Origin of the sequence: Janthinobacterium sp. PAMC25594, from assembly GCF_019443505.1 — a bacterium.
Taxonomy (GTDB): domain Bacteria; phylum Pseudomonadota; class Gammaproteobacteria; order Burkholderiales; family Burkholderiaceae_D; genus Janthinobacterium.
On the sequence record NZ_CP080377.1, the window covers coordinates 4014283 to 4034594 of the forward strand.

20 protein-coding genes are annotated in these 20312 nt (G+C 64.5%); 9 read left to right on the forward strand and 11 right to left on the reverse strand.

The window, feature by feature from the left end; genetic code table 11:
- Positions 1-97: 97 nt before the first annotated feature.
- The 3 genes from KY494_RS18050 to KY494_RS18060 all read right to left on the reverse strand — a co-directional run bounded on the left by KY494_RS18050 (position 98) and on the right by KY494_RS18060 (position 3714).
- Positions 98-2158, reverse strand: coding sequence for an EAL domain-containing protein (locus KY494_RS18050; protein ID WP_258194301.1), 2061 nt, complete (start codon positions 2156-2158; stop codon positions 98-100).
- Positions 2159-2250: 92 nt separating this feature from the next.
- A complete protein-coding gene (gene yiaA, locus KY494_RS18055; protein WP_219887742.1) occupies positions 2251-2682 on the reverse strand; it encodes an inner membrane protein YiaA in 432 nt (143 codons plus the stop codon).
- A gap of 84 nt (positions 2683-2766) precedes the next feature.
- Positions 2767-3714 (reverse strand): DUF808 domain-containing protein, encoded by a 948-nt coding sequence (locus KY494_RS18060; RefSeq protein ID WP_219134178.1) that lies wholly within the window; start codon positions 3712-3714, stop codon positions 2767-2769.
- Between the two features lie 191 nt (positions 3715-3905).
- Between KY494_RS18060 and KY494_RS18065 the strand changes: the two genes are divergently transcribed.
- From KY494_RS18065 to KY494_RS18075, 3 genes are all read left to right on the forward strand, one after another.
- Complete coding sequence (locus KY494_RS18065) at positions 3906-4547, forward strand: LysE family transporter (RefSeq protein ID WP_219134179.1); 642 nt, start codon at positions 3906-3908, stop codon at positions 4545-4547.
- A 103-nt stretch (positions 4548-4650) separates the two neighbouring features.
- Positions 4651-6270 (forward strand): FecR family protein, encoded by a 1620-nt coding sequence (locus tag KY494_RS18070; protein ID WP_219887743.1) that lies wholly within the window; start codon positions 4651-4653, stop codon positions 6268-6270.
- A gap of 319 nt (positions 6271-6589) precedes the next feature.
- Complete coding sequence (locus tag KY494_RS18075; protein WP_219887744.1) at positions 6590-6886, forward strand: DUF493 family protein; 297 nt, start codon at positions 6590-6592, stop codon at positions 6884-6886.
- Here KY494_RS18075 and KY494_RS18080 read toward each other — a convergent pair.
- Positions 6879-8078, reverse strand: a complete 1200-nt coding sequence (locus KY494_RS18080; RefSeq protein ID WP_219887745.1) for a multidrug effflux MFS transporter — start codon at positions 8076-8078, stop codon at positions 6879-6881. The two genes, KY494_RS18075 and KY494_RS18080, sit on opposite strands and share 8 nt — an antisense overlap.
- A gap of 125 nt (positions 8079-8203) precedes the next feature.
- On the opposite strand from KY494_RS18080, the gene KY494_RS18085 reads away from it, so the two are divergent.
- From KY494_RS18085 to ung, 4 genes are all read left to right on the forward strand, one after another.
- The gene (locus KY494_RS18085) at positions 8204-9676 is read left to right on the forward strand and encodes a PLP-dependent aminotransferase family protein (protein ID WP_219887746.1); all 1473 of its coding nucleotides are present in this window, start codon (positions 8204-8206) and stop codon (positions 9674-9676) included.
- A gap of 75 nt (positions 9677-9751) precedes the next feature.
- Positions 9752-10456 (forward strand): lipoyl(octanoyl) transferase LipB, encoded by a 705-nt coding sequence (gene lipB / locus KY494_RS18090; RefSeq protein WP_219887747.1) that lies wholly within the window; start codon positions 9752-9754, stop codon positions 10454-10456.
- A gap of 37 nt (positions 10457-10493) precedes the next feature.
- Positions 10494-11510, forward strand: a complete 1017-nt coding sequence (lipA, locus tag KY494_RS18095; RefSeq protein WP_034782748.1) for a lipoyl synthase — start codon at positions 10494-10496, stop codon at positions 11508-11510.
- Between the two features lie 142 nt (positions 11511-11652).
- On the forward strand, positions 11653-12321 hold the full coding sequence (ung, locus tag KY494_RS18100; RefSeq protein WP_219887748.1) for a uracil-DNA glycosylase: 669 nt from the start codon (positions 11653-11655) through the stop codon (positions 12319-12321).
- Positions 12322-12382: 61 nt separating this feature from the next.
- Here the strand turns inward: ung and KY494_RS18105 are convergent, their stop codons facing one another.
- The 4 genes from KY494_RS18105 to KY494_RS18120 form a co-directional block, all read right to left on the reverse strand.
- Complete coding sequence (locus tag KY494_RS18105; protein WP_219887749.1) at positions 12383-14539, reverse strand: TonB-dependent receptor; 2157 nt, start codon at positions 14537-14539, stop codon at positions 12383-12385.
- A gap of 91 nt (positions 14540-14630) precedes the next feature.
- A complete protein-coding gene (locus KY494_RS18110) occupies positions 14631-14969 on the reverse strand; it encodes a hypothetical protein (protein ID WP_219887750.1) in 339 nt (112 codons plus the stop codon).
- Between the two features lie 67 nt (positions 14970-15036).
- Entirely contained in the window at positions 15037-15858 is an 822-nt protein-coding gene (locus KY494_RS18115) for a helix-turn-helix transcriptional regulator (RefSeq protein WP_219887751.1), read from the reverse strand.
- Positions 15848-16393, reverse strand: a complete 546-nt coding sequence (locus tag KY494_RS18120) for a YbhB/YbcL family Raf kinase inhibitor-like protein (protein WP_219887752.1) — start codon at positions 16391-16393, stop codon at positions 15848-15850. Before KY494_RS18120 ends, KY494_RS18115 begins: the two co-directional genes overlap by 11 nt.
- Before the next feature lie 214 nt (positions 16394-16607).
- On the opposite strand from KY494_RS18120, the gene KY494_RS18125 reads away from it, so the two are divergent.
- Together KY494_RS18125 and KY494_RS18130 are read left to right on the forward strand one after the other, a co-directional pair.
- Positions 16608-17765, forward strand: coding sequence for a PepSY domain-containing protein (locus tag KY494_RS18125; protein ID WP_219887753.1), 1158 nt, complete (start codon positions 16608-16610; stop codon positions 17763-17765).
- A 90-nt stretch (positions 17766-17855) separates the two neighbouring features.
- A complete protein-coding gene (locus KY494_RS18130; protein WP_219134190.1) occupies positions 17856-18278 on the forward strand; it encodes a PaaI family thioesterase in 423 nt (140 codons plus the stop codon).
- 46 nt (positions 18279-18324) lie between these two features.
- On the opposite strand, the gene KY494_RS18135 is transcribed toward KY494_RS18130, so the two are convergent.
- From KY494_RS18135 to KY494_RS18145, 3 genes are all read right to left on the reverse strand, one after another.
- Positions 18325-19020, reverse strand: a complete 696-nt coding sequence (locus tag KY494_RS18135; RefSeq protein ID WP_219887754.1) for an anti-sigma factor domain-containing protein — start codon at positions 19018-19020, stop codon at positions 18325-18327.
- Complete coding sequence (locus KY494_RS18140; RefSeq protein ID WP_219134192.1) at positions 19017-19604, reverse strand: sigma-70 family RNA polymerase sigma factor; 588 nt, start codon at positions 19602-19604, stop codon at positions 19017-19019. Before KY494_RS18140 ends, KY494_RS18135 begins: the two co-directional genes overlap by 4 nt.
- A 101-nt stretch (positions 19605-19705) precedes the next feature.
- Positions 19706-20227, reverse strand: a complete 522-nt coding sequence (locus KY494_RS18145; protein ID WP_219887755.1) for a peroxiredoxin — start codon at positions 20225-20227, stop codon at positions 19706-19708.
- Positions 20228-20312: the final 85 nt, after the last annotated feature.

Genomic DNA, 20312 nt, shown 5'->3' on the forward strand with positions numbered 1-20312 from the left:
ATTGATGTAGATCAAAATCCTCCAGATTGGTCGTGCTTGCACGCATTTAGCGATAGCAATGCGGCATTGTTTTAAAGTTACTGGTTGCCGGTGATTACTAATCCACGCCCGCCGTCAGGGGCCGCAAGCCGCCCACGGCGTAGCCTTGCGCGTAGTCGATGCCCAGTTCGCGGATGACGGCCAGGGTTTCCGCGTTTTCCACGTATTCGGCCACCGTTTGCAGGCCCATCACGTGGCCGACTTCATTGATGGCCTTGACCATGGCGCGGTTGATGGCATTGGTGGCGATGCCGCGCACGAAGATGCCGTCGATCTTTAAATAGTCGACGGGCAGGGCCCGCAGGTAGCCGAACGAGGAAAAGCCGCTGCCGAAGTCGTCGAGCGAGAAGCGGCAACCCATGGCCTTGAGCTGGCGCATGAACACTTGCGCCTTGGGCAGGTTGGCGATGACGGCCGTTTCCGTGATTTCAAAGCAGATTTGTTCGGGCGCGATCGCGTATTGCACGAACTGCGCCGTGATGTAGTCGTGCAGGCCGGGGTCGGCCAGCGACATGCCCGACAGGTTGACGGAATACAGGGCCGGTGCCCGGCGCCGGCTTTCCGCCAGCGCGGCCAAGGGCGGCAGGCTGTCGCGCACGCTCTGGATATGCTGGCAGACGGCGCGGATGACCCAGCGGTCGATGGACAGCATCATGTCGTAGCGTTCGGCGGCGGGAATGAATACACCGGGCAGTATCAGGTCGCCCTTGCCGTTGCGGATGCGGATCAGCACTTCGTCGTGGTGTTCCTCGCTGTCGTGCAAGTGCACGATGGGCATGGCGTACAGGCGGAAATAATCGTGCGTGAACGCTTCGTTCAGGCGCGAGATCCACAGCATTTCGCCATGCCGCTGCGCCAGCATGACGTCCGACTCCTGGTACACGTGCAGGCGGTTGCGGCCCTGCTCCTTGGCCAGGTAGCACGCCTGGTCGGCGGCGCTCAGCAGCTCGCTCATGGACTTGCTGTCCTGGTTGATTTCCACGATGCCGATGCTCACGCCCAGTTCGAAGCTGCGTTCGTCCCAGGTGAAGGGGAATTCGTGGATGGCCTGACGCAGCTGTTCGCCGATCAGGCGCGCATGGTCGAGCGGACAGTGGGGCAGCAGCACGCCCAGTTCATCGCCGCCCAGGCGCGCCAGGATATCGCTGTCGCGCATCTTCCCCTGCAGCATCTTGGCCAGCAGCCGCAGCAGCACGTCGCCGGCGGCGTGGCCGCAGGTGTCGTTGATGACCTTGAACTGGTCCAGGTCCAGGTACAGCAGCGCATGCGCGTGGCCTTCCTGCTTGGCCGTGCGCAGGGCGCCAGCGACCAGGTGTTCGAATTCGCGCCGGTTGATCAGCTGCGTCAAGGTGTCGTGCGTGGCTTGCCACGACAGTTGCCGGCTTAATTTCCGTTCGTGGCTGACGTCGCGAAACACGATCACGGCGCCAAGGATCTCGCCGTCGCGCGACCAGATGGGAGCGGCGGAGTCCTCGATTGAAATACGCCGTCCTTTGCGCGTGATCAGTTGCGTGTGCGTGGATACGCCGATGGCCTGGCGCTGCTGCAGGCATTTCAGGGCCACGTGCTCGAGCGCTTCGCCCGTGTTTTCATCGATCAGCTGCAGCGTTTGCCGGATATCGAGGCCCTCGGCCAGTTGGCTGCTCCAGCCCGTTAATTGTTCCGCCACGCGGTTCAGGTAGCGCGTCTTGCCCTGTGGATCGGTGGTGATGACGCCGTCGCCGATGGAGCTGAGCGTCACTTCGGCCAGTTCCTTGCGTTCGGCGATCATCAGCTCGCGCGCCATGTGCTCGGTGATGTCCCAGATGATGCCCAGCGTGCGTTCGGGCTGTCCGGCGTCATCCATGAAGATCCGCGCCTTGGCCGCCAGCCAGTGTTCGCTGCCGTCGGGCCAGATGACGCGGTATTGCAGCGCGTAGCCGCCGCGCCGGCGCACGCCGTCTTGCAGTACTTTGATTACCTTGTCGCGGTCGCTGGTATGCACGCTGTCGAGAAAACTGCGGAACGGCTGCGTCAGCGCATGTTCTTCCAGGCCCAGCAAGGCGGCACCCTTGGCCGACCAGATGACCGTGCCGTCGATGACCTGGCCATCGACGATGCGCGAATCCCAGATGGCCATGTGCGCTGCTTCCAGCGCCATCTGTAAACGTTTCTGCTGGTCGCCCATCATCCTCTCCCGACATGGATACAGAATAGATGCGCCGCTGCTGTTTAAGTTCCCGGCGTCTCGGCCGAGGTGGCGGGCGCGGCGCGTGCCACGTCACGCACATTCTTTTGCACGGCCACGGCGGAAAACAGGCTCAGCAGGAATGCCATGGCATAGAAACCCTTTTCGCTGTTCTGCAGGCTGGCGTTCCACAGGCCCACCGTCAATAACAGCAAGGCCAGCAGCACGGAAATCCAGCACAGGCCGAAATACATGCCCGTCACGGCGATGCCTTCCGAGCGGTCGCGCACGGATTTTTGCAGCGAGACGGCGGCGAACAGGCCATACATCAGGAGCGTAAAATAATAGCCCTTCTCATTGAGGGCCATGCCGGCGTTCCACAGGCCGGTCAAATAGGTGATGGCGCCGATCAGCAGTGCCGCCCAGGAGGCACCGATGAAGGCGCTGCTGGGACGTTGGATGGGGGAAGTCTGCATAGGGTCTCCATGGGCAGCGGGCGCCGCCGGCATGGCCGGGGCGGCAGGCACGGATGCGCCTGCCGCCCCATCAGACCAGAAAGCTTATTTGTTTGGCTTGATCATGCGCAATAAAGCCGACACGGCCGTGACGCCGGCCAGCACCAGGCCACCGGCGATGAGACCGGCCACTGCGTTGATCAGGCTGGGCGTGACGGCGGCCAGCACGGGGCCGATGCCGGCCACGCCGGCCACCGCTTCTTCCGCGTGGTGCAGCATGGCGCTGGCCCACGGCCAGCCGTGCGTCAAAATGCCGCCGCCGACCATGAACATCGCCAGCGTGCCCACCACGGACAGGAATTTCATCAGTTTCGGCGCCGCCGACACCAGCATGCGGCCAAATGCGCGCACGCCGTTCATCAGCGCGCCGGCGCCCTTGCGCGCGGCCAGGTAGAAGCCCGCGTCGTCGAGCTTGACGATGCCGGCCACCAGGCCATACACGCCCACCGTCATGATGATGGCGATGCCGACGACGACGGCCACCTGCTCGGCGAAGGTGGCCGTGGCCACCGTGCCGAGCGCGATGACGATGATTTCCGCCGACAAAATGAAATCGGTGCGGATGGCGCCCTTGATCTTGTCCTTTTCCAGCGCCACCAGGTCGACCTGCGGGTCGCGCAGCGCCTGCGCCAGCTCGGCCTTGTGGCTGTCGTCCGGATGCAGGTATTTATGCGCGATCTTTTCGAAGCCTTCGAAGCACAGGTAGGCGCCGCCCACCATCAGCAGTGGCGTGATGGCCCACGGCGCAAACGCGCTGATGGCCAGCGCGGCGGGCACGAGGATGGCCTTGTTCTTCAGCGAGCCGACGGCGACGGCCCACACGACGGGCAATTCGCGCTCGGCGCGCACGCCGGCCACTTGCTGCGCGTTCAGGGCCAGGTCGTCGCCGAGCACGCCGGCCGTCTTCTTGGCGGCCACCTTGGTCATCAGGGAAACGTCATCGAGGATGCTGGCGATGTCGTCGAGCAGGGCCAGCAGGCTGGAGCCGGCCATCTCAGCGCGCTCCCGCGGTGGTGGCAGGGAATAGTGCGGCGAGGAAAGTGTTGTTTTTCATGATGTTATTCTTGGTTGTACGGCAAGGGGTGACGTGGGTAAGGCATCCTTGCGATCTTACCCCAGGGATGGCCGGCAGGGCCGCACGGGCTGGGTTAAAATTGCTCCTCGTCACCATTTTTGGACACCGCATGCATTTCGCCACCTGGATCACCTTTGTCATCGCCGCTTCCATCATCGCCATCTCGCCCGGCTCGGGCGCCGTGCTGTCGATGTCGCACGGCCTGTCGTACGGGGTCAGAAAGGCCAGCGCCACCATTCTCGGCTTGCAGCTGGGGCTGCTGGTGGTGCTGGGCATTGCCGGCGCCGGCGTGGGCTCTTTGCTGCTGGCCTCCGAAGTGGCGTTCAATATCGTCAAGACGGTGGGCGCCTTGTATCTGATCTACCTGGGCCTGTCGCAGTGGCGCGCCAGGGTGGCCGTCACGGGCGACCTGCATGCCGACGCGGTGGTGCCGTCCATGGGCCGGCGCGTGCTGACGGGTTTTCTGACCAACGTGACGAATCCGAAAGGCATCATCTTCATGGTGGCGGTGTTGCCGCAATTCATCAGCCCCACGGCGCCGCTGTTGCCGCAGTTGCTGATCCTGGCCGTCACCATGTGCACGATCGATCAGATCGTCATGCACGGCTACGCTTTCCTGGCATCCTCGATGCAGCGCTTTTTCCGCGATGCCAAGGCCGTGAAGAAGCAGAACCGCTTCTTTGGCGGCTTGCTGATGGCCGTCGGCACGGCATTGTTCTTCGTCAAGCGCGGTGGCCAGGCGGCGTCCTGAGCCAGGTCAATATGCAAACAGTTGTAAGCCCGCTTGCGATGCCCGCACTATGCGGATGTAATCGATAGCAATCATCCTTGTACGTCTTGCCTGGAGCGCTGCCATGCGTCCTATCCTGTCTCTCCCCCTCTTGAACACCGTATGCGCCATGCTGCTGTCGTCGGCGTGCACCTTCGCCCTGGCGCAGGACCCGCCTGCCCGCGTGGGGCGCATTTCCACCGTCGAAGGGCAAGTGCTGGTGCGCGCCGGCGATGGCGAGGCGCAAAACGCCCTGCTGAACTGGCCCGTCACGACGGATAACCTGCTCAGCACCATGCGCGGCGCGCTGGCGGAATTTCGCGTGGGCGCGGCCGCCGTGCGGCTCGATGGCGATTCCGAGCTGGAAGTGAGCGAGCTCGATGACGACAGTTTTAAATTGCACCTCAGCTATGGCACGGTCAGCGTGCGCGTGCGCAATCCCGACGCGCTGCGCGGCTTCGAGCTGACCACCGCCCAGGCGCGCGTGACTCTCGCCCAACCGGGCTGGGTGCGCATCGAGGCGGGGCGCCAGCCCGGCACCAGCGTCGTCAGCGTGCTCGAAGGGGCGGCCGACGTGGATGGCGCGACGGGCAGCGTGACCTTGCGTGCAGGCAAGCGCGCGGAATTGACGGACGAGGAATTGCGCACGGGCGCCGTGCAGCGCGTGGCGTTTGACAACTGGCCCGAAGCCTTGTCCGCCGCCGCGCCGGCCTTGCGCTATGTCACGGACGATACCACCGGCTATGAAGAGCTGGACCGCTACGGCGCCTGGCAGGACGATGCGCAATACGGCCCGTTGTGGCTGCCCAGTGCGGTGCCAGCGGGCTGGGCGCCGTACAGCGACGGGCGCTGGACGTGGATCGCGCCATGGGGCTGGACCTGGGTCGACAATGCGCCGTGGGGCTACGCGCCCTCGCACTATGGCCGCTGGGTGCTGCTGGGCCAGCGCTGGGGCTGGGCGCCGGGGCGCGAGCGCGGCCGCGTGCCGTGGGCGCCGGCCCTGGTGGGCTGGGTCGGCGGCAATCACGGGGCAAACCATGGCCAGCGCCCCGGCGTCGGCTGGTTCCCCCTGTCGCCGCATGAGCGCTATGTGCCCGGCTATCGCGCCAGCGCCGAGTATGAACGCCGCATCAATCGCGTCGCCGAGGGGCGCCGCTCCGTGGCGGGTGAACGCGAACGCCGCGAAGGCATGACGATGCTGCCGGGCGAGCGTTTTGGCGGCTCGCGCACGGTCGATGTGCCGCGCCGCAACCGCACCACCATGCCGCCGCCCGTCATGCAAAGCTTGCCTTTGAGCACGGCGCCTGCGCCGGCGGGCAACTGGCAGCGTCCCGTTGATGCGCCGCGCGGCGACCGGGAACCCCGGCGCGACTGGGTCAACCGCCCTGGCCGCCTGCAGACGGACGATGGCCAGACGCAGATGGCGCCGCGTCCCATGCAGCCGAACCGGCCGCCCGTGCCGGCCCAGCCGCAGCAGCCGCCGATGCCGGCCCAGCCCCTGATGCCAGCGATGCCGGCCTTGCCGCCCGTGCAAGACCAGGTGGGTCGCCCCGGGTGGCGTGGCGAAGAACGGCCGCGTGCCGAGCGGCCGCAGCCGCGTCCCGTCAGCGAACGCAGCGGGCCGCCACGTGAACGCAGTAATGACAGAGTCAACGAGCGCGGCGGTCCCGGCCGCAATGGCCGGACGCAGGAAGCGGAGCGTTGACGGCCGTGCCGTCTGTCGCGCCGTAGCGACGTTCAGGCCGCGAAAGGCGCAGTTCGTCACATGCCGGAGGTAAAGCCGGCGTAGTTTGCTTACAGTACGACCACTGCTTATCCTCCAAGTGACAGCACGACTTTTCCGGCTATTTTGTCTAAACGAAATAGTTTTCCGCCAGCTTACCCAGCTGGCTTTTTTTGCCTTGCCGTATGCGCCATGGCGGCGGGCGCATGCGCCCCCAAAGTTGGCTACAATACGCTTTTATGCAGCCGTCGCGCGATGTATGCCGCGCCGCCTGTCCTGACCGGCACTGATTGGATTTCCCATGCAAACCACCCCTCCCACCGAACACATCATTCCTCCCAGCGAATCGCTGATCGAATACCCGAGCGACTTTCCCATCAAGATCATGGGTCCGACGCACGTCGATTTCGCGCCGACCATGCTGGAGCTTGTGATCAGCCACGATCCGACCTTCCACGTGGGCCGCATGGAAGAGCGTCCATCGCCCAAGGGCAATTACACGGGCCTGACCGTGACCGTGCGCGCCATCAGCCGCGAGCAGCTCGACGCCCTGTACATGGCGCTGTCGGGCCACCCGATGGTCAAGATCGTCATGTAAGGCTGGCTGCCGCCACGCTGGCCCGGCTCTTCGTGAGCAGCCAGACGGCGGCAAAGGCGCCACTGGCCGCCGCCGTCACCCACAGCAGGGGCTTTTCGCTGCCGTCCGTGATGGCGGCGATGACGGCGCCGCAGGCGGCCGTGATCGCCATCTGCACGAAGAAGAACAGGCCCGAGGCGCTGCCCGCCTGGGCGCCGTACGGCTGCAGCACGGCCAGCTGGCAGGCGGGAATCGCCATGCCCACCGACACCATCACCAGCAGCATGGGCGCCACCAGCGAGGCCACGTGCTGCGGCGCCAACGTACCCGCCAGCAACAGGCTGGCCGCCCCCGCCACATTCAGCAGCACCGCCACGCCCAGCATGTGATCGGCGCCCAGGCGCGGTCCCAGCGCGCGGAACAGGCTCGACCCCGCGATATAGCCGCTCACCGTCAGCCCGAACACCAGCGCATACGCGCCGGGCGACAGATGCATGCCCCTTTGTAACAGCACGGACGATTCCGCGATGAACGGGAAATACGTGCAATACACACAGCCGATGGCCAGCGCATAGCGCAGGAAATATCTGTCGCTCAGCAGGCGGCGGTACAGCGCCAGGGTATTGCCCTGTGGCACGATGCTGGCCGGCCTGGTTTCCGGCACCCAGGCGGCGATCAGCCACAGCGACAGCGCGCCCAGCCCGCACAGCACGCCAAACACGGCGCGCCAGCCGAACGCCGCGTCGAGCGCGCTGCCGGCCAGCGGCGCCAGGATCGGCGACAGGCCCATCGCCATCGAGATTCTGCCCAGCATGCGCGCCTGCGTGGCGGGATCGAAGCGGTCGCGCACCATGACCCGGCCGATGATGGTGCCGCTGCAGCCGCCGAACGCCTGCAGCACGCGCGCGGCGATCAGCACGTGCACGTCGCTGGTGAAGGTGCAGACGATGCTGGCGAGCACAAAAATGCCCGTGCCGGCCAGCAGCACGGGACGGCGTCCGTAGCGGTCGGCCAGCGGCCCGCAGGCGAGCATCGAGGCGGCCGAGCCGGCCATGAACAGGCTCAGGGTCAGTTGTAACTGGGCATCGCTGGCATGCAGGGCATCGGCCATGGCCGGCAGCGAAGGCAAATAGATGTCGATGCTGATGCGCGACAGGCAGACCAGCAGCAGCACGATGCCGCCCCAGGCCCATACAGCGAGTTGTTTCTGCATTGTTTTACACGATCCTTGCAAACGTGCGCCCCGTTGGCGCACCGGAACGGTGAGAGTAGGATGGTTGTGGTGTAATGCGAAGTGCCAGTCATCAGAAAATTCATTGGACCACTTGGACGATCATCATGCCGCGAGGAAAATCACCGCACGCCCTGGACTTGCCCCGTCCCACCAGCTGGCTCGACAAGGCGGGCGTCAACAAGCAGGATGGCGCGTATGAAGCGCTGCGCTCGGCCATCCTGACGAAGATGCTGCCGGCGGGCAGCCGGCTGCCGTCGAGCCGCACCCTGGCCGAGCGGTGGGAGTTGTCGCGCGGCACCATCGAAACCGTGTTCGACCGCCTGCACGCGGAAGCGTACGTGACGCGCGTGCCCGGTTCCGGCACGCGCGTGTGCGCCGTGGTGCCGGAACGCTTCTTGATGGCGGGATTTACAGATACCACCCCAGTCGGGCCATTTTCCGAGCCGGTACCTGTGTCCGATATGGGCGTGCGCGACGGCTTGCCGTTTGTGGCGCGGCGCGCCGACGCCAGCCTGTTTCCCATGGCGGCCTGGTCCAAGTGCGCCACGCGGGCGCTGGCGGCCGCCACGCCGGAGCAGCTGTGCAGCGCCGATCCGGCCGGCCTGCTCCAGCTGCGCCAGCAGATCGCCGACTTCCTCGCCAAATACCGCGGCATCCGCTGCGACCCGCAAGACATCGTTGTCACCACCGGCATCCGCCACGCGATCGACTTGCTGGCGCGCGGCATCGTGCGCGATGGCGACAAGGTGTGCCTGGAAGAACCGGGCTACCCGGCCGCGCGCGCCCTGTTCGCCCTGGCCGGTGCCGTGCCGGTGGACATTGCCGTCGACGCCGAGGGCATCGATTGCGCCGCCCTGGCCGCGCACACCGACGCCTGCCTCGCGTATGTGACGCCGGCGCACCAGTCGCCGCTGGGCGTGACCATGTCCGTCACGCGCCGCCTGGCGTTATTGGAGTGGGCGAACGACAGCGGCGCCTGGGTGGTGGAAGACGATTACGACAGCGAATTCAATTACCAGAGCGCGCCGCTGGCGGCCCTGAAGGCGCTGGACCAGTACCAGCGCGTGATTTATTGCGGCAGTTTCAACAAGACCCTGTTTGCCGGCCTGCGCGTGGGCTTCATGGTGCTGCCGCCCCCCTTGCGCCCGCAACTGTTGCGCATCGTGCAGTTGACGGGCCGCTCCGTGGGCGTGATGCAGCAGCTGGCGCTGGCCGCCTGGATGGAGGAAGGCGCCTTCGTGCGTCATTTGCGCCAGGCCCGGCTGGCGTACAAGGAGCGGCGCGACCTGTTGCTGGCCTGCCTCGAGCAGACGGCGCCCGGGCGTTACACGATTTCCGGCCAGCAGGCGGGCTTTCATTGCGTGCTGTGGCTGCCGCCGGACAGCGACGAACGGGCGTTTTGCGCGCGCGCCGCGCAGGACGGGCTGGCGCTGCAGCCGCTCGGCGATTTTTGCCACAGCGCAAAATTGGCGCCGGCCGTGCTGCTCGGCTACACGGCCCTGAATGGGACCCAGATACGTCATGCTGCACAAAAATTGGGCAGATTGCTGTTGTTGCCAGAGTCCGCCCCGGAATGAAACGGCGGCCTGGCTTATAATCACGGCTTCGCCGCAGCGTCCGCAGGGCGCCGGCAGCTGATTACAGAATCTGTCATGACCACCACCCGCACCGAAACGGCGCTGATCCGCGAGCTGGGCCGCGTCGATTACGAGCCGACCTTTGCCGCCATGCGCGCGTTTACCGACGCGCGCACGACCGACACGCGCGACGAACTGTGGATCGTCGAGCATCCGCCCGTGTTCACCCTGGGCCTGGCGGCCGACCGCGGCCATCTGCTGGCCGGCGCGGACGCGATCCCCGTAGTGCAGACGGACCGTGGCGGCGAAGTGACGTTCCACGGCCCCGGCCAGGTGGTGATTTACCTGTTGATGGACTTGCGCCGCAACAAGCCGGGCGGCAAGCTGTATGCGCGCCAGTTCGTGCATAAAATCGAGCAAGCCATCATCAACGTGCTGGCGGCGTATAATCTTGCTGGCGAACGCATCGATGGCGCGCCTGGCATCTATATCGCCGGCGGGCCAGACAAGGGTGCGAAGATCGCCGCGCTGGGATTGAAAGTGCGCGGCAACGGCTGCACCTACCATGGCGTATCGCTCAATGTGGCGATGGACCTGGCGCCGTTTTCCTGGATTAACCCCTGCGGCTATTCCGGTCTGAAGACGGTGGACATGCGCAGCATGGGCGTGGTGGCGCCGCTGGCCGAGGTGCAGCGGGCCCTGGCCCAGGAATTGACCGTATTACTCGATGTAAGCGAAGTAAACAGCGCCGCAGGCGCGCCTCAGGCAGCGGATGCCTGAGCAAACAAACCAACACGCCCTTCAAGGGCTTGCAGCCATGACTTCTGAGACCATTTCCAGCACCGCCCCCGCCGCTACTGCCGCTCCAGCGTACAACCCGAGCGAAAAGCAAAAAGGCGCCAGCAAGACGTCGCGCATCCCGATCAAGATCATTCCGATCGAGCAAGTCGAGCGCCTGAAAAAGCCGGACTGGATCCGCGTCAAGGCCGCGTCGGCTTCGACCCGTTTCTATGAAATCAAGGACATCCTGCGCGAAAACAAGCTCGTGACCGTGTGCGAGGAAGCCAGCTGCCCGAACATCGGCGAGTGCTTCGGCAAGGGCACGGCCACCTTCATGATCATGGGCGACAAGTGCACGCGCCGCTGCCCGTTCTGCGACGTCGGCCATGGCCGTCCGGATCCGCTGGACAAGGAAGAGCCGGCCAACCTGTCGAAAACCATCGCCAAGCTGCGCCTGAACTACGTCGTCATCACCTCCGTCGACCGCGATGACTTGCGCGACGGCGGCGCCGGCCATTTCGTCGAGTGCATCCAGCAAACGCGCGCCCTGTCGCCGAACACCCGCATCGAAGTGCTGGTGCCCGACTTCCGTGGCCGCCTGGAAAAAGCGTTGAATTTGTTCAAGGATGGCTTGCCTGACGTCATGAACCACAACCTGGAAACGGCGCCGCGCCTGTACAAGGAAGCCCGTCCCGGTTCCGACTACATGCATTCCTTGAAACTGCTGAAGGATTTCAAGGCCATGTACCCGGACGTGAAAACCAAGTCCGGCATCATGGTGGGCCTGGGCGAGACGGACGAGGAAATCCTGCAAGTGATGCGCGACATGCGCGAGCACGATATCGACATGCTGACCATCGGCCAGTACCTGGCGCCATCGAACAGTCACCTGCCCGTGCGCCGCTACGTGCACCCGGACGTGTTTAAAATGTTCGAGGAAGAAGCCTATAAAATGGGCTTCACCCACGCCGCCGTAGGCGCCATGGTACGCAGCTCGTACCACGCGGATGAACAGGCGCACAGCGCCGGCGTGGAATCGGCGCTGAATTTCTAAGCCCCTTGCGCCGTATCAAAGCCACCTGCTAACGCCGGTGGCTTTTTTTTGCCTGTTCGTATCGTGTCCACTTCATGCGGCTGAGCGTTCTATACTGGCATGCTGAAAAAGCATGGTTGGTGAATAAGCTATGAGGTGAGGCATGGACGTACGCATCGACGCATCGTGGAAGGCGCGGCTGGAGGGGGAATTCGCCCAGCCGTACTGGGAACGCCTGGCGGCCTTCGTGAAGGAAGAGTATGCGGCGGGGCCGTGTTTTCCGCCTGGCAAGGCCATTTTTCGGGCATTCGACCTGACGCCGTTCGGGCAAGTCAAAGTCGTGATCTTGGGGCAAGACCCGTATCACACGCCGGGCGCCGCCATGGGGCTGTGCTTTTCCGTGCCGGATGGCCATCCCGCGCAGCCGAGCCTGCAGAATATCTTCAAGGAGTTATCCGCTGACGTGGACGTGGCGCGCACGCGCACGGATTTGTCCGACTGGGCCGAGCAAGGCGTGTTCCTGCTCAACAGCGTGCTGACCGTGCGCGCCGGGGCAGCCGGCTCGCATGCGGCCAAGGGCTGGGAAAAGCTGACGGACAGCGCCATTCGCCACCTGTCCGCCGAGCGCGAACACCTCGTGTTCCTCCTGTGGGGCGGCTATGCGCAAGCCAAGCGCAGCCTGATCGACCCCGGCAAGCACCTTGTGCTGGCGGCACCCCACCCTTCGCCCTTGTCGGCCAGCAAAGGTTTCTTTGGCAGCAAGCCGTTCAGCCAGGCGAATGCCTACCTGCAGGCGCACGGGCAGGCGCCCATCGTCTGGGGCGATAGCTGAAGCATGACGGCAACCGACAGCGGCAGGCGTTGCACCCTGCCGCTGTCTTCGCGCGTAACTTTTAGAAGCTTGTGGACAGACCTGCGTACAGGCTGCGGCGGGCGCCGTACTGCGGTGCCCCCACGCCCACGCCGGAACCGTCGCGCAGCAGGTACGACTTGTCGAACAGGTTGATCAGGGCCAGCCGTCCTTCCACCTTGCCCACGGGCGTGTTTTTCCACGTGTGCGTGAGCGCCGTGTTGACGGTGAAGTAACTGGGCAAATGGCCGGAATTCGGTGCGCCACCGTCCGGCGTCATGCGCAGGCCGCTGCCGTAGAGGAAGTCAGCGCTCACTTGCGAGTCGCCGAAGTGATAATGGCCGCCACCGGACAGCGTGTATTTCTGGTCATGATCGAGATAGACATAGTGCTGGCTGATGTAGTTCAACTCATCGGCGCCAAACAGGGCCTGGCCCGAATTGATGTTGCGCCCTTGCGCCTTTTGCGTGCTGGCGTTGAGGAACAGGCCCCAGTTTTTCTCGCTGTAGATGGCCGACAATTCCAGGCCCTTGGCGTAGCCGTCCGCATAGTTGAACGGCGTCAGGATCAATGCCTGGCCGAACTGGCCTTCATCGAGCAGGTTGTTGATCTTTTTATAGTACACATCGGCCGTCACGGTCAGTTTTGAACTCACTTGGTGGCTGATGCCCACGTCGTAGTAGTGCGTGCGCTCGGCCTTGACGTTGTCGGACTGGCCGATTGCCGGCGCATTCGTCGTGTTGGCGTACAGGTCGATGTTGGCTTGCGCCGCCAGTTCCTGCGGCGGCGGCGTGAAGTAGCGCGAATAGCCCGCGTGCAGGGCCGTGCCCGGCGCGATCTGGTATGCGAGGTTGACGCGCGGGCTCCATTGCTGCTCGCTCGTGTAGGCCGAGACCTTGTCGAAGCGGGCGCCATAGTTCAGGGTCAAGGGTTTACTGATATGCCATTCATCCTGCAGGTAAAAGCTGGCCAGGGTGCCCGTCTTGCCGCTGTTGTCCAGGATGCTGACCGGCGTGGTGGACGTTTGCGCACCGTCCATGGCGGGGAAGACGGCCACCGTGTTGTCGCTGGTCGTCTTCTGGCGCGTGTAGGCCAGGCCCGCGCGCACGGTGTGGTCCTGGTGCAATTTGTAGCTGAGGTCGAACTGGGCACCGGAAGCGCTGTTGGCACGGCGCGAGTCCGAGGCCACGCCGTTGTAGATCAGGTCGCCGATGGCGTCGGGCGTGAAGTGCAGTTCCGAATACTGGTGGAAGGCGGACACCTGGTAATTCACGTCGCCCAGGCTTTTTTGCAGCGACAACACCAGAAAACGGTTCACTTCGCGCTGGTTTTCATTCAGCTGCGACGACGGCAAGGTGGACGTGCCCGCCTGCGCATCGCTGTGGCCGTCCAGCGAGAAGCCCGGCGCCTGGTTCGGGTTGTTCGGGATCTGGAAGCGGCCGTTGTAGGTGCCGAACATGGCGCCCAGGCGCGTATTATCATCAAGAAAATACGACAGGCTGCCGAACGATTTGTTCTGGCGCGTCTTGTCGTGCAGGGCGCTGCGCGTGGCTTGCGGGTTTTCCACGCCCAGCGCATTGCCCAGGTAGCTGCCGGACAGGTAGTAATTGAACTTGCCCACGCTGCCGAAAAATTCGGCACTCGGCTCCACATGGTCGTGGCTGCCGACCATGATGCCGATGCGCCCGCCCGGCGTCATGCCGCCCTCCTTCGTTTCAATATCGACGATGCCCGCCGTGCGCAGGCCGAACTGGGCCGGCAAGGCGCCCGTCATGAAATCCGTGTGGTCGATCAAGCGCGTGTCGATCGACTGGCCGAAGCCGCTGATACTTTCGGGCAGTTGCACGCCATTGATGCGGTATTGCACGTTGGCATGGTCGTCGCGCACGTGCAGGGCGCCGGAGCCCTTCGAATCCTGCGATACGCCCGGCAGGCGCAGCAGCACTTCATTGAATGGCGTGTTGTCGCCCTGGCCCAGCATGTCGACCATGTGACTGTCGATGCTGTAGATGGTGGTGCCGACTTTCGGCGACAGCTCGATGCGCGCGCTTTTCAGATGGGCGGAGGTGACTTCGACCTTTTGCATGTCTTGTGGGGCGGCATCGGTATTGGCCTCGGCAGGTTCGGCGGCGTGGGCGGAAAAGCTAAACAGGCTGGCAAGGGCGAGCGACAGCGCGCTCAGGCGTGGTGTGTGTTGCATGGTAAACCTCGAAAATAGTCAACGCCAGGCGGCCCGGCGCGCATGCAAGCGCGACAAGGGGCAGCCTGAAAAAGGAAAAACGGCGTGGGAACTACAGTGAGGCGGCAGGCGGGCCGCGCACGGGCGGCAGGACGAGGGCGGCGACGGGCGCCAGGGTGGCGGGCGCGAGGGCCAGCAGACGGTACGGCAGTAACTGGACGGGCGGCTCGACGATGGCCGGCGGCACGGCGAGATCGGCCACCTTGTCGATGACGGTGGCGCACAGCGCGCACTCTTCCGCGTCGAGCGTCGTCTTGTGCAGGTGCGAGGCGGCCGTCGACAGCAGGAACACGAGGGCCAGCGCACTGAACAGAGCCACGCACAGCCGCCACGGCGTGCGCGCGAGGGCGGACGCCGGGTAAGGCTTGCGGGTGGGCTGGCGGGAAGACATGGGCGCATAGTAGCAAGAAAATCGCCGCCTTGTCAGCGCTTGTTGCGTGATTTGCGCCAGAGCGGGCTTACACGGTGGCGCGCAAGTCGCGCGGCGACAGGCCGTAATGCTGGCGGAAACGGGCCGCGAAGCGCGATGGCGAGGCGTAGCCGCAGGCGGCGGCGATGTCGCCGATGGGCAAGATGCCCGATTGTAATTCCTGCAAGGCCAGTCCCAGCCGCACGTCTTCCAGGATGGCGCGGAAGTGCCGCTGCTCCAGGGCCAGCTGGCGGCGCAGGGTGGAGGCGCCCAGGTGCAGATGGCTGGCAACCTTGGCCACGCTCCAGTCGGCGCCCGGGTCCAGCAGCAGCACTTGCTGCACGCGCGCGGCCAGCGGATCGCGGCGGTCCAGCAGCAGCGGGCCGCAATGGCCGCCCAAGGCCAGGGCCAGCAGCAAGCCTTCCGCCTGGTGCGCCAGCAGCGCGGGCGGTGTGCTGCTCGCCAGGCTGGCCGTCAGCTGGTCCCAGGCCAGTGCCGCGTGGGCATCGAGCGGCACACACAGGCTGGCCGTGGCCGCCTGGCGCAGCTGGGTATCGACGAGGCCGCCGTGGCGCGCGCGGAAACGGGCGATCAGGGCCGGCGAAAAACTCAGCACTTCCGCCCGGTAGCCTTGCGCGCCGGGCAGGTTGGCCACGCCCAGTTCCTGTCCCGCCGGCATCAGCACTACATCGTGCATGCCAGCGCGTGCCTGGCGCGCGCCCCACTCCAGCAGTTTCGTTCCCTGCCGCACGCGGCACAGGGCGCTCTGGAAGACGGGCACGCGGCGCAGGGTTTGCGCGCGGCGCGCCTCGATGGTGCCGTGCGCGATACGCAGCTCGCTCAGGGCCACCGTTTCCATGTCATCGGCCATACAGTCCCGTCAGCTGTGCCTTGCCCAGCGCGTTGGCGTTGAGCATGTAGCCGAGCATGGCGCCGCTGGCGTGCTGGTCCAGCGGCAGCTTGTCTGTTTTCAGCGCCCACACCGTGATCTCGTAGCGGTGCGGCTGGTCGCCCGGTGGCGGACAGGCGCCGCCGTAGGCGCTATCGCCGTAATCGTTGCGTCCTTGCACGGCGCCCACTGGCAAGGTGGACGTTGTCGTCCCCGCAGGCAAGGAGGTGGTGCTGGTTGGCAGATTGAACACGCTCCAGTGCCACCAGCCGCTGCCCGTGGGCGCGTCGGGATCGTACAGGGTGATGGCAAAGCTGCGCGTGCCGGCGGGAGCATTGCTCCACGACAATTGCGGCGCCAGATTACCTCCCGTGCAGCCGAAGCCCTGGAATACTTGCGCGCTCGCCAGGCTCTGGCCGGGAGCGATGTCGGTGCTGGTGACGGTGAAATCGGCCGCGTGGGCACCCAGGTGAAGGGCGAAACCCAGCGTGACGGCGAGGAGGCGGGAAGTGGTCATGGTTTTCCTTTCGATAAGTATAGGGGAAAGTGTATGCCGTGCAAGCTGTACCCGCGATGCCGATGCGCTCGCTGATGGTGCTGAAACGCTCGTTTTCAGCCAGTACCAACGTTTCCATGAGCGTGTTGTGCGGTTCTTCCCTTTCTTGATGCGCATGATTTTTACTGTGGGGCTTTCATGCTATCGTTCCGCAGCCCTGTTCCCCAAAGTTTCCATGTCACAACGCTCGATCAAGTACTTGCTCAGCAAACTGCACCTGTATGCGGGCCTGTGGTTTGGCGCCCTGTTCGTCCTCTTGGGCTTGACGGGTTCCGCCATCGCCTGGATGCCGGAACTCGACGCGTATCTGAATCCGAATTTGTTGCAGGCGAGCACGCCCGCGCCCGGCCAGGTGTTCCAGGTGACGCCGCGCTCCGTGCAGGCGGTGGTGGATGCACTCACGGCCGACCCCGCCTACGGCAAGCCGGCCCAGCTCAATCCGCCCGCCGATGCGCGCGACGTGTACGTGGCCTCGTATCGCCAGGCCGGCAAGCCGTCCCCGTTCAGTCAGGCCATCGTGCGCCAGGTGATGGTCGACCCCTACACCCTGCAAGTCAAAGGCGAGCGTGACTGGGGGCGTTTCGGCTTCACGCGTCCGCTATTGATGTCGGGCATGTTTCATTTGCACCGCTATGTATTGTCGGGCGACGCGGGCAAGACCATCACGGGCATTTCCGGCGTGATGCTGCTGATGATGGCGCTGAGCGGCATCTATCTGTGGTGGCCGCGCCTGCAGTGGATGGCGATCAAGCGCGCGCTGACCGTGTCGCATGGTGGCTCCTGGCCCCGTTTTTATTACACGTTTCACAAGGCGGCGGGCTTCTTTGCCGCGCCCGTGCTGGCCGTGATCGCCTTTTCCGGCATCTATTTCAATTTGCCGCAATTGATCGTGCCGCTGGTGGAGCTCGTGTCGACGGTGCCGGAGACGGCAAAATTGAAAAATGTGGCCCAGGACGGCGCCCTGCTTGATGCGGGCCAGGCGATGGCTGCCGCGCAACTGCTGTATCCGCAGGCGCGCGTGTCGCGCATCGTGCTGCCGGCCAGGAAGGACCAGCCGTATGACGTGCGCGTGCGCCAGCCTGGCGAAATCGCCCACGGCGACGGCGCCACGCGCATCACCCTCGACGCGCGCAGCGGCTTGCCCCTGCGCATCCGCGATCCGCTCATGGCCTCGTATGGCGAGCGCTTCCTGGGCTGGCAATTTCCCCTGCATTCGGGCCAGGCGTTCGGCGTGGCCGGGCGCGCCTTTATTACGGTATTTGGCTTGATGCCGCTGCTGTTCCTGTTGACGGGCAGTTTGGTGTGGTGGAAACGGCGGCGCGGCCGGAAATAGGCGGCCGTCAAACCGATGCGGGGAAAGTTGCTATCATCATAGTATTTTCCGGCGTATCCCCTGTCCGGATTCACCCGCACAAGGACCAGCATGAGCAATCCCGACATCACCGTAGCAATGTTGAATGAGCGCGGCACCGGCCGCTTGCCCGGCCACCTGGGCATCGTCATCACGGCCGTGGGCGACGGCCAGCTGACGGCGGAATTGCCCGTGCTGCCACATCTGCTGGCGCCGAACGGCTATCTGCACGCGGGCAGCGTCGTGACCCTGGCCGACACGGCGTCCGGCTATGGCTGCATCGTCAACCTGCCCGAAGGCGCGAACAACTTCACCACCATCGAGTTGAAATCGAACCACCTGGGCACGGTCCGCGAAGGCACGCTCACCTGCACGGCCAAGGTCGAGCACAAGGGCCGCAACACGCAAGTGTGGGATGCCGTGGTGAAAAACAAGGAAACGGGCAAGACGATTGCCCTGTTTCGTTGCACGCAGATGATTCTGTATCCGAAATAGGCCGGTAGGTCGGGTTAGCAGCAGCGCTGCGTAACCCGACATTTCCTTATAGCCTGACCCAGTTACCTTTATACAAACCGGGCCCCGTCGGTCCGTTCGGATTCGGCGAACCGCCTTTCGGTTCCAGGGTGACGGCCAGCAAGGCCACGTCGTTGCCGATGGCGCGCTGCGACAGGGCCAGTGTCACGTTGCCCTTGTCGGCCAGTAAACCCAGGGAACGCGGGTTGCCGCTCTTCGGCACGGCCCACAGTTCCAGGTCGCGATCGGCAGGCACGGGCGCGTTGCCCACCATGCGCACCTCGAGCGCGCCGTGGCGGCTGTCGGCCGTCAGCAGCAGGGCCGTTTGCGCTTTCTCGTCCGTCAGGCTGGCGACATAGCTGATCTGCGGCGCGTCCATCACGCGCGTGGCCACGACGATCACCAGTAGCGCGGCGATGGCGCTCGACGCCATGCCCAGGCCACGCCAGAACGACAGCGAATCGCGCCACAGTGACCGGCCCCTCTGCGGCGCCAGGTGCAGGCGCTGCTCGATCTGCTGCCACACGCGCTTGGGCGGCGCCACGGGCGTGGCGAATTCCGCCATCGGTTCCAAACGCTGGCGCCATTCGGCCGTGATATTGCGCAAATCGGCGTCGTTGTGCAGCCAGCCTTCGAAACGCCGCCGCGCGCCCCCTTTCAGGGTGCCCAGCACGTATTCGGACGCCAGTTTCTGACGCAGCGCGTCATTGCCGCGGATATTCATGATGCCTCCCGTTTCTCCAGGCACGTGCGCAGCCGTTCCAGGCTGCGGCGTATCCACGTCTTCACGGTGCCGATCGGCAGCGACATCTGCTGCGCCACTTCGCTGTGCGACAGGTCGTGATAGAACGCCAGGGCCACCACCTGCCGGTGCAGCCCTTCCAGGGCCGACATGCAAAACGCCAGCGCCTTGGCGTCACCGCTCAGTTGCAGTGATTCAATCGGCGTGGCCTGGGGATCCCGCAGTGCATTCATGACTTCGCTATCAAACTGTTCGGCATCGATTTCCACGGTATCGTCGCTGCGCCGCAGCACATCGAACGCCTTGTTGCGCACGATGGTGGCCATCCAGGTCATTGGCGCGGCCAGATGGCTCTGGTAGGTGGCGGCATTGTTCCAGATGGCGACGAAACCCTCTTGCAAGGCTTCTTCAGCGAGCTCTTGCTTATGCAATATACGCAGCGCGAAGCCAAACAGTTTCGATGATGTGCAGTTATATAGCTGACGGAACGCGATGGCGTCCTTGTTGCCGGCGGCAAGCAGCCAGGCTTTCAGTTGTTGCGGGTCGGGTGGAGCGGCTAGGGGCACGGCTGGCCTTCACAAGGTGAATCGGATCACGCCTGGGAAGGTTATAACAGTATGGCAACACTTGGCAACAAGGTTTTGTCGCGTGTGCGATGGCCGCGCAATTAGCCGGCGATCGCAGATTCGAGCAGCTTGTGCAGTTCGGCGAATTCCGGCTTGCCCACGTAGCGCTTGAGGATCTTGCCCTGCTTGTCGAGCACGAAGGTGGTGGGGGTGAGGGCCACGTCGCCATAGGCCTTGGCCGCTTCGCCCGTCACGTCGAGCGCCACCTTGAACGGCAGCTGGCGCGTTTCGGCGAAGTTCAGCACATAGTTGGCCGGATCGTATTTCATGGCCACGGCCACAAATTCCAGTCCCTGCCCCTTGTACTTGTTGTAGGTGTCGATCATCTCCGGCATTTCCGCCACGCAGGTGGTGCACGAGGTGGCCCAGAAATTGACCATCACCACCTTGCCGCGCAGGCTGTTTGACGTGATTTTCTCGCCATGGATGCCGTGGAAGGTCACGTCCGGCGCGCTTTGCTTGTCATTCAGCGACAGATAGCCGGCTGTCGCCACGCCTGCCACGAAGACGGCGATGAGGGCTGGCTTGATCCAGGACTTGCTTGCGGAGGGCGAAGTTGACATGGCGAAGTTTCACTAATGTAGAGCAACGATGCGGCCATTATAGTCGCATCATCACTCAGGCGCCGTAGGCCGGATGGGGGAGAAC

Coding starts and splice junctions, on each gene's coding strand:
- KY494_RS18050 (WP_258194301.1), bottom strand. CDS start 2,158: ATGGCCATCTGGGATTCGCGCATCGTCGATGGCCAGGTCATCGACGGC.
- yiaA (WP_219887742.1), bottom strand. CDS start 2,682: ATGCAGACTTCCCCCATCCAACGTCCCAGCAGCGCCTTCATCGGTGCC.
- KY494_RS18060 (WP_219134178.1), bottom strand. CDS start 3,714: ATGGCCGGCTCCAGCCTGCTGGCCCTGCTCGACGACATCGCCAGCATC.
- KY494_RS18065 (WP_219134179.1), top strand. CDS start 3,906: ATGCATTTCGCCACCTGGATCACCTTTGTCATCGCCGCTTCCATCATC.
- KY494_RS18070 (WP_219887743.1), top strand. CDS start 4,651: ATGCGTCCTATCCTGTCTCTCCCCCTCTTGAACACCGTATGCGCCATG.
- KY494_RS18075 (WP_219887744.1), top strand. CDS start 6,590: ATGCAAACCACCCCTCCCACCGAACACATCATTCCTCCCAGCGAATCG.
- KY494_RS18080 (WP_219887745.1), bottom strand. CDS start 8,078: ATGCAGAAACAACTCGCTGTATGGGCCTGGGGCGGCATCGTGCTGCTG.
- KY494_RS18085 (WP_219887746.1), top strand. CDS start 8,204: ATGCCGCGAGGAAAATCACCGCACGCCCTGGACTTGCCCCGTCCCACC.
- lipB (WP_219887747.1), top strand. CDS start 9,752: ATGACCACCACCCGCACCGAAACGGCGCTGATCCGCGAGCTGGGCCGC.
- lipA (WP_034782748.1), top strand. CDS start 10,494: ATGACTTCTGAGACCATTTCCAGCACCGCCCCCGCCGCTACTGCCGCT.
- ung (WP_219887748.1), top strand. CDS start 11,653: ATGGACGTACGCATCGACGCATCGTGGAAGGCGCGGCTGGAGGGGGAA.
- KY494_RS18105 (WP_219887749.1), bottom strand. CDS start 14,539: ATGCAACACACACCACGCCTGAGCGCGCTGTCGCTCGCCCTTGCCAGC.
- KY494_RS18110 (WP_219887750.1), bottom strand. CDS start 14,969: ATGTCTTCCCGCCAGCCCACCCGCAAGCCTTACCCGGCGTCCGCCCTC.
- KY494_RS18115 (WP_219887751.1), bottom strand. CDS start 15,858: ATGGCCGATGACATGGAAACGGTGGCCCTGAGCGAGCTGCGTATCGCG.
- KY494_RS18120 (WP_219887752.1), bottom strand. CDS start 16,393: ATGACCACTTCCCGCCTCCTCGCCGTCACGCTGGGTTTCGCCCTTCAC.
- KY494_RS18125 (WP_219887753.1), top strand. CDS start 16,608: ATGTCACAACGCTCGATCAAGTACTTGCTCAGCAAACTGCACCTGTAT.
- KY494_RS18130 (WP_219134190.1), top strand. CDS start 17,856: ATGAGCAATCCCGACATCACCGTAGCAATGTTGAATGAGCGCGGCACC.
- KY494_RS18135 (WP_219887754.1), bottom strand. CDS start 19,020: ATGAATATCCGCGGCAATGACGCGCTGCGTCAGAAACTGGCGTCCGAA.
- KY494_RS18145 (WP_219887755.1), bottom strand. CDS start 20,227: ATGTCAACTTCGCCCTCCGCAAGCAAGTCCTGGATCAAGCCAGCCCTC.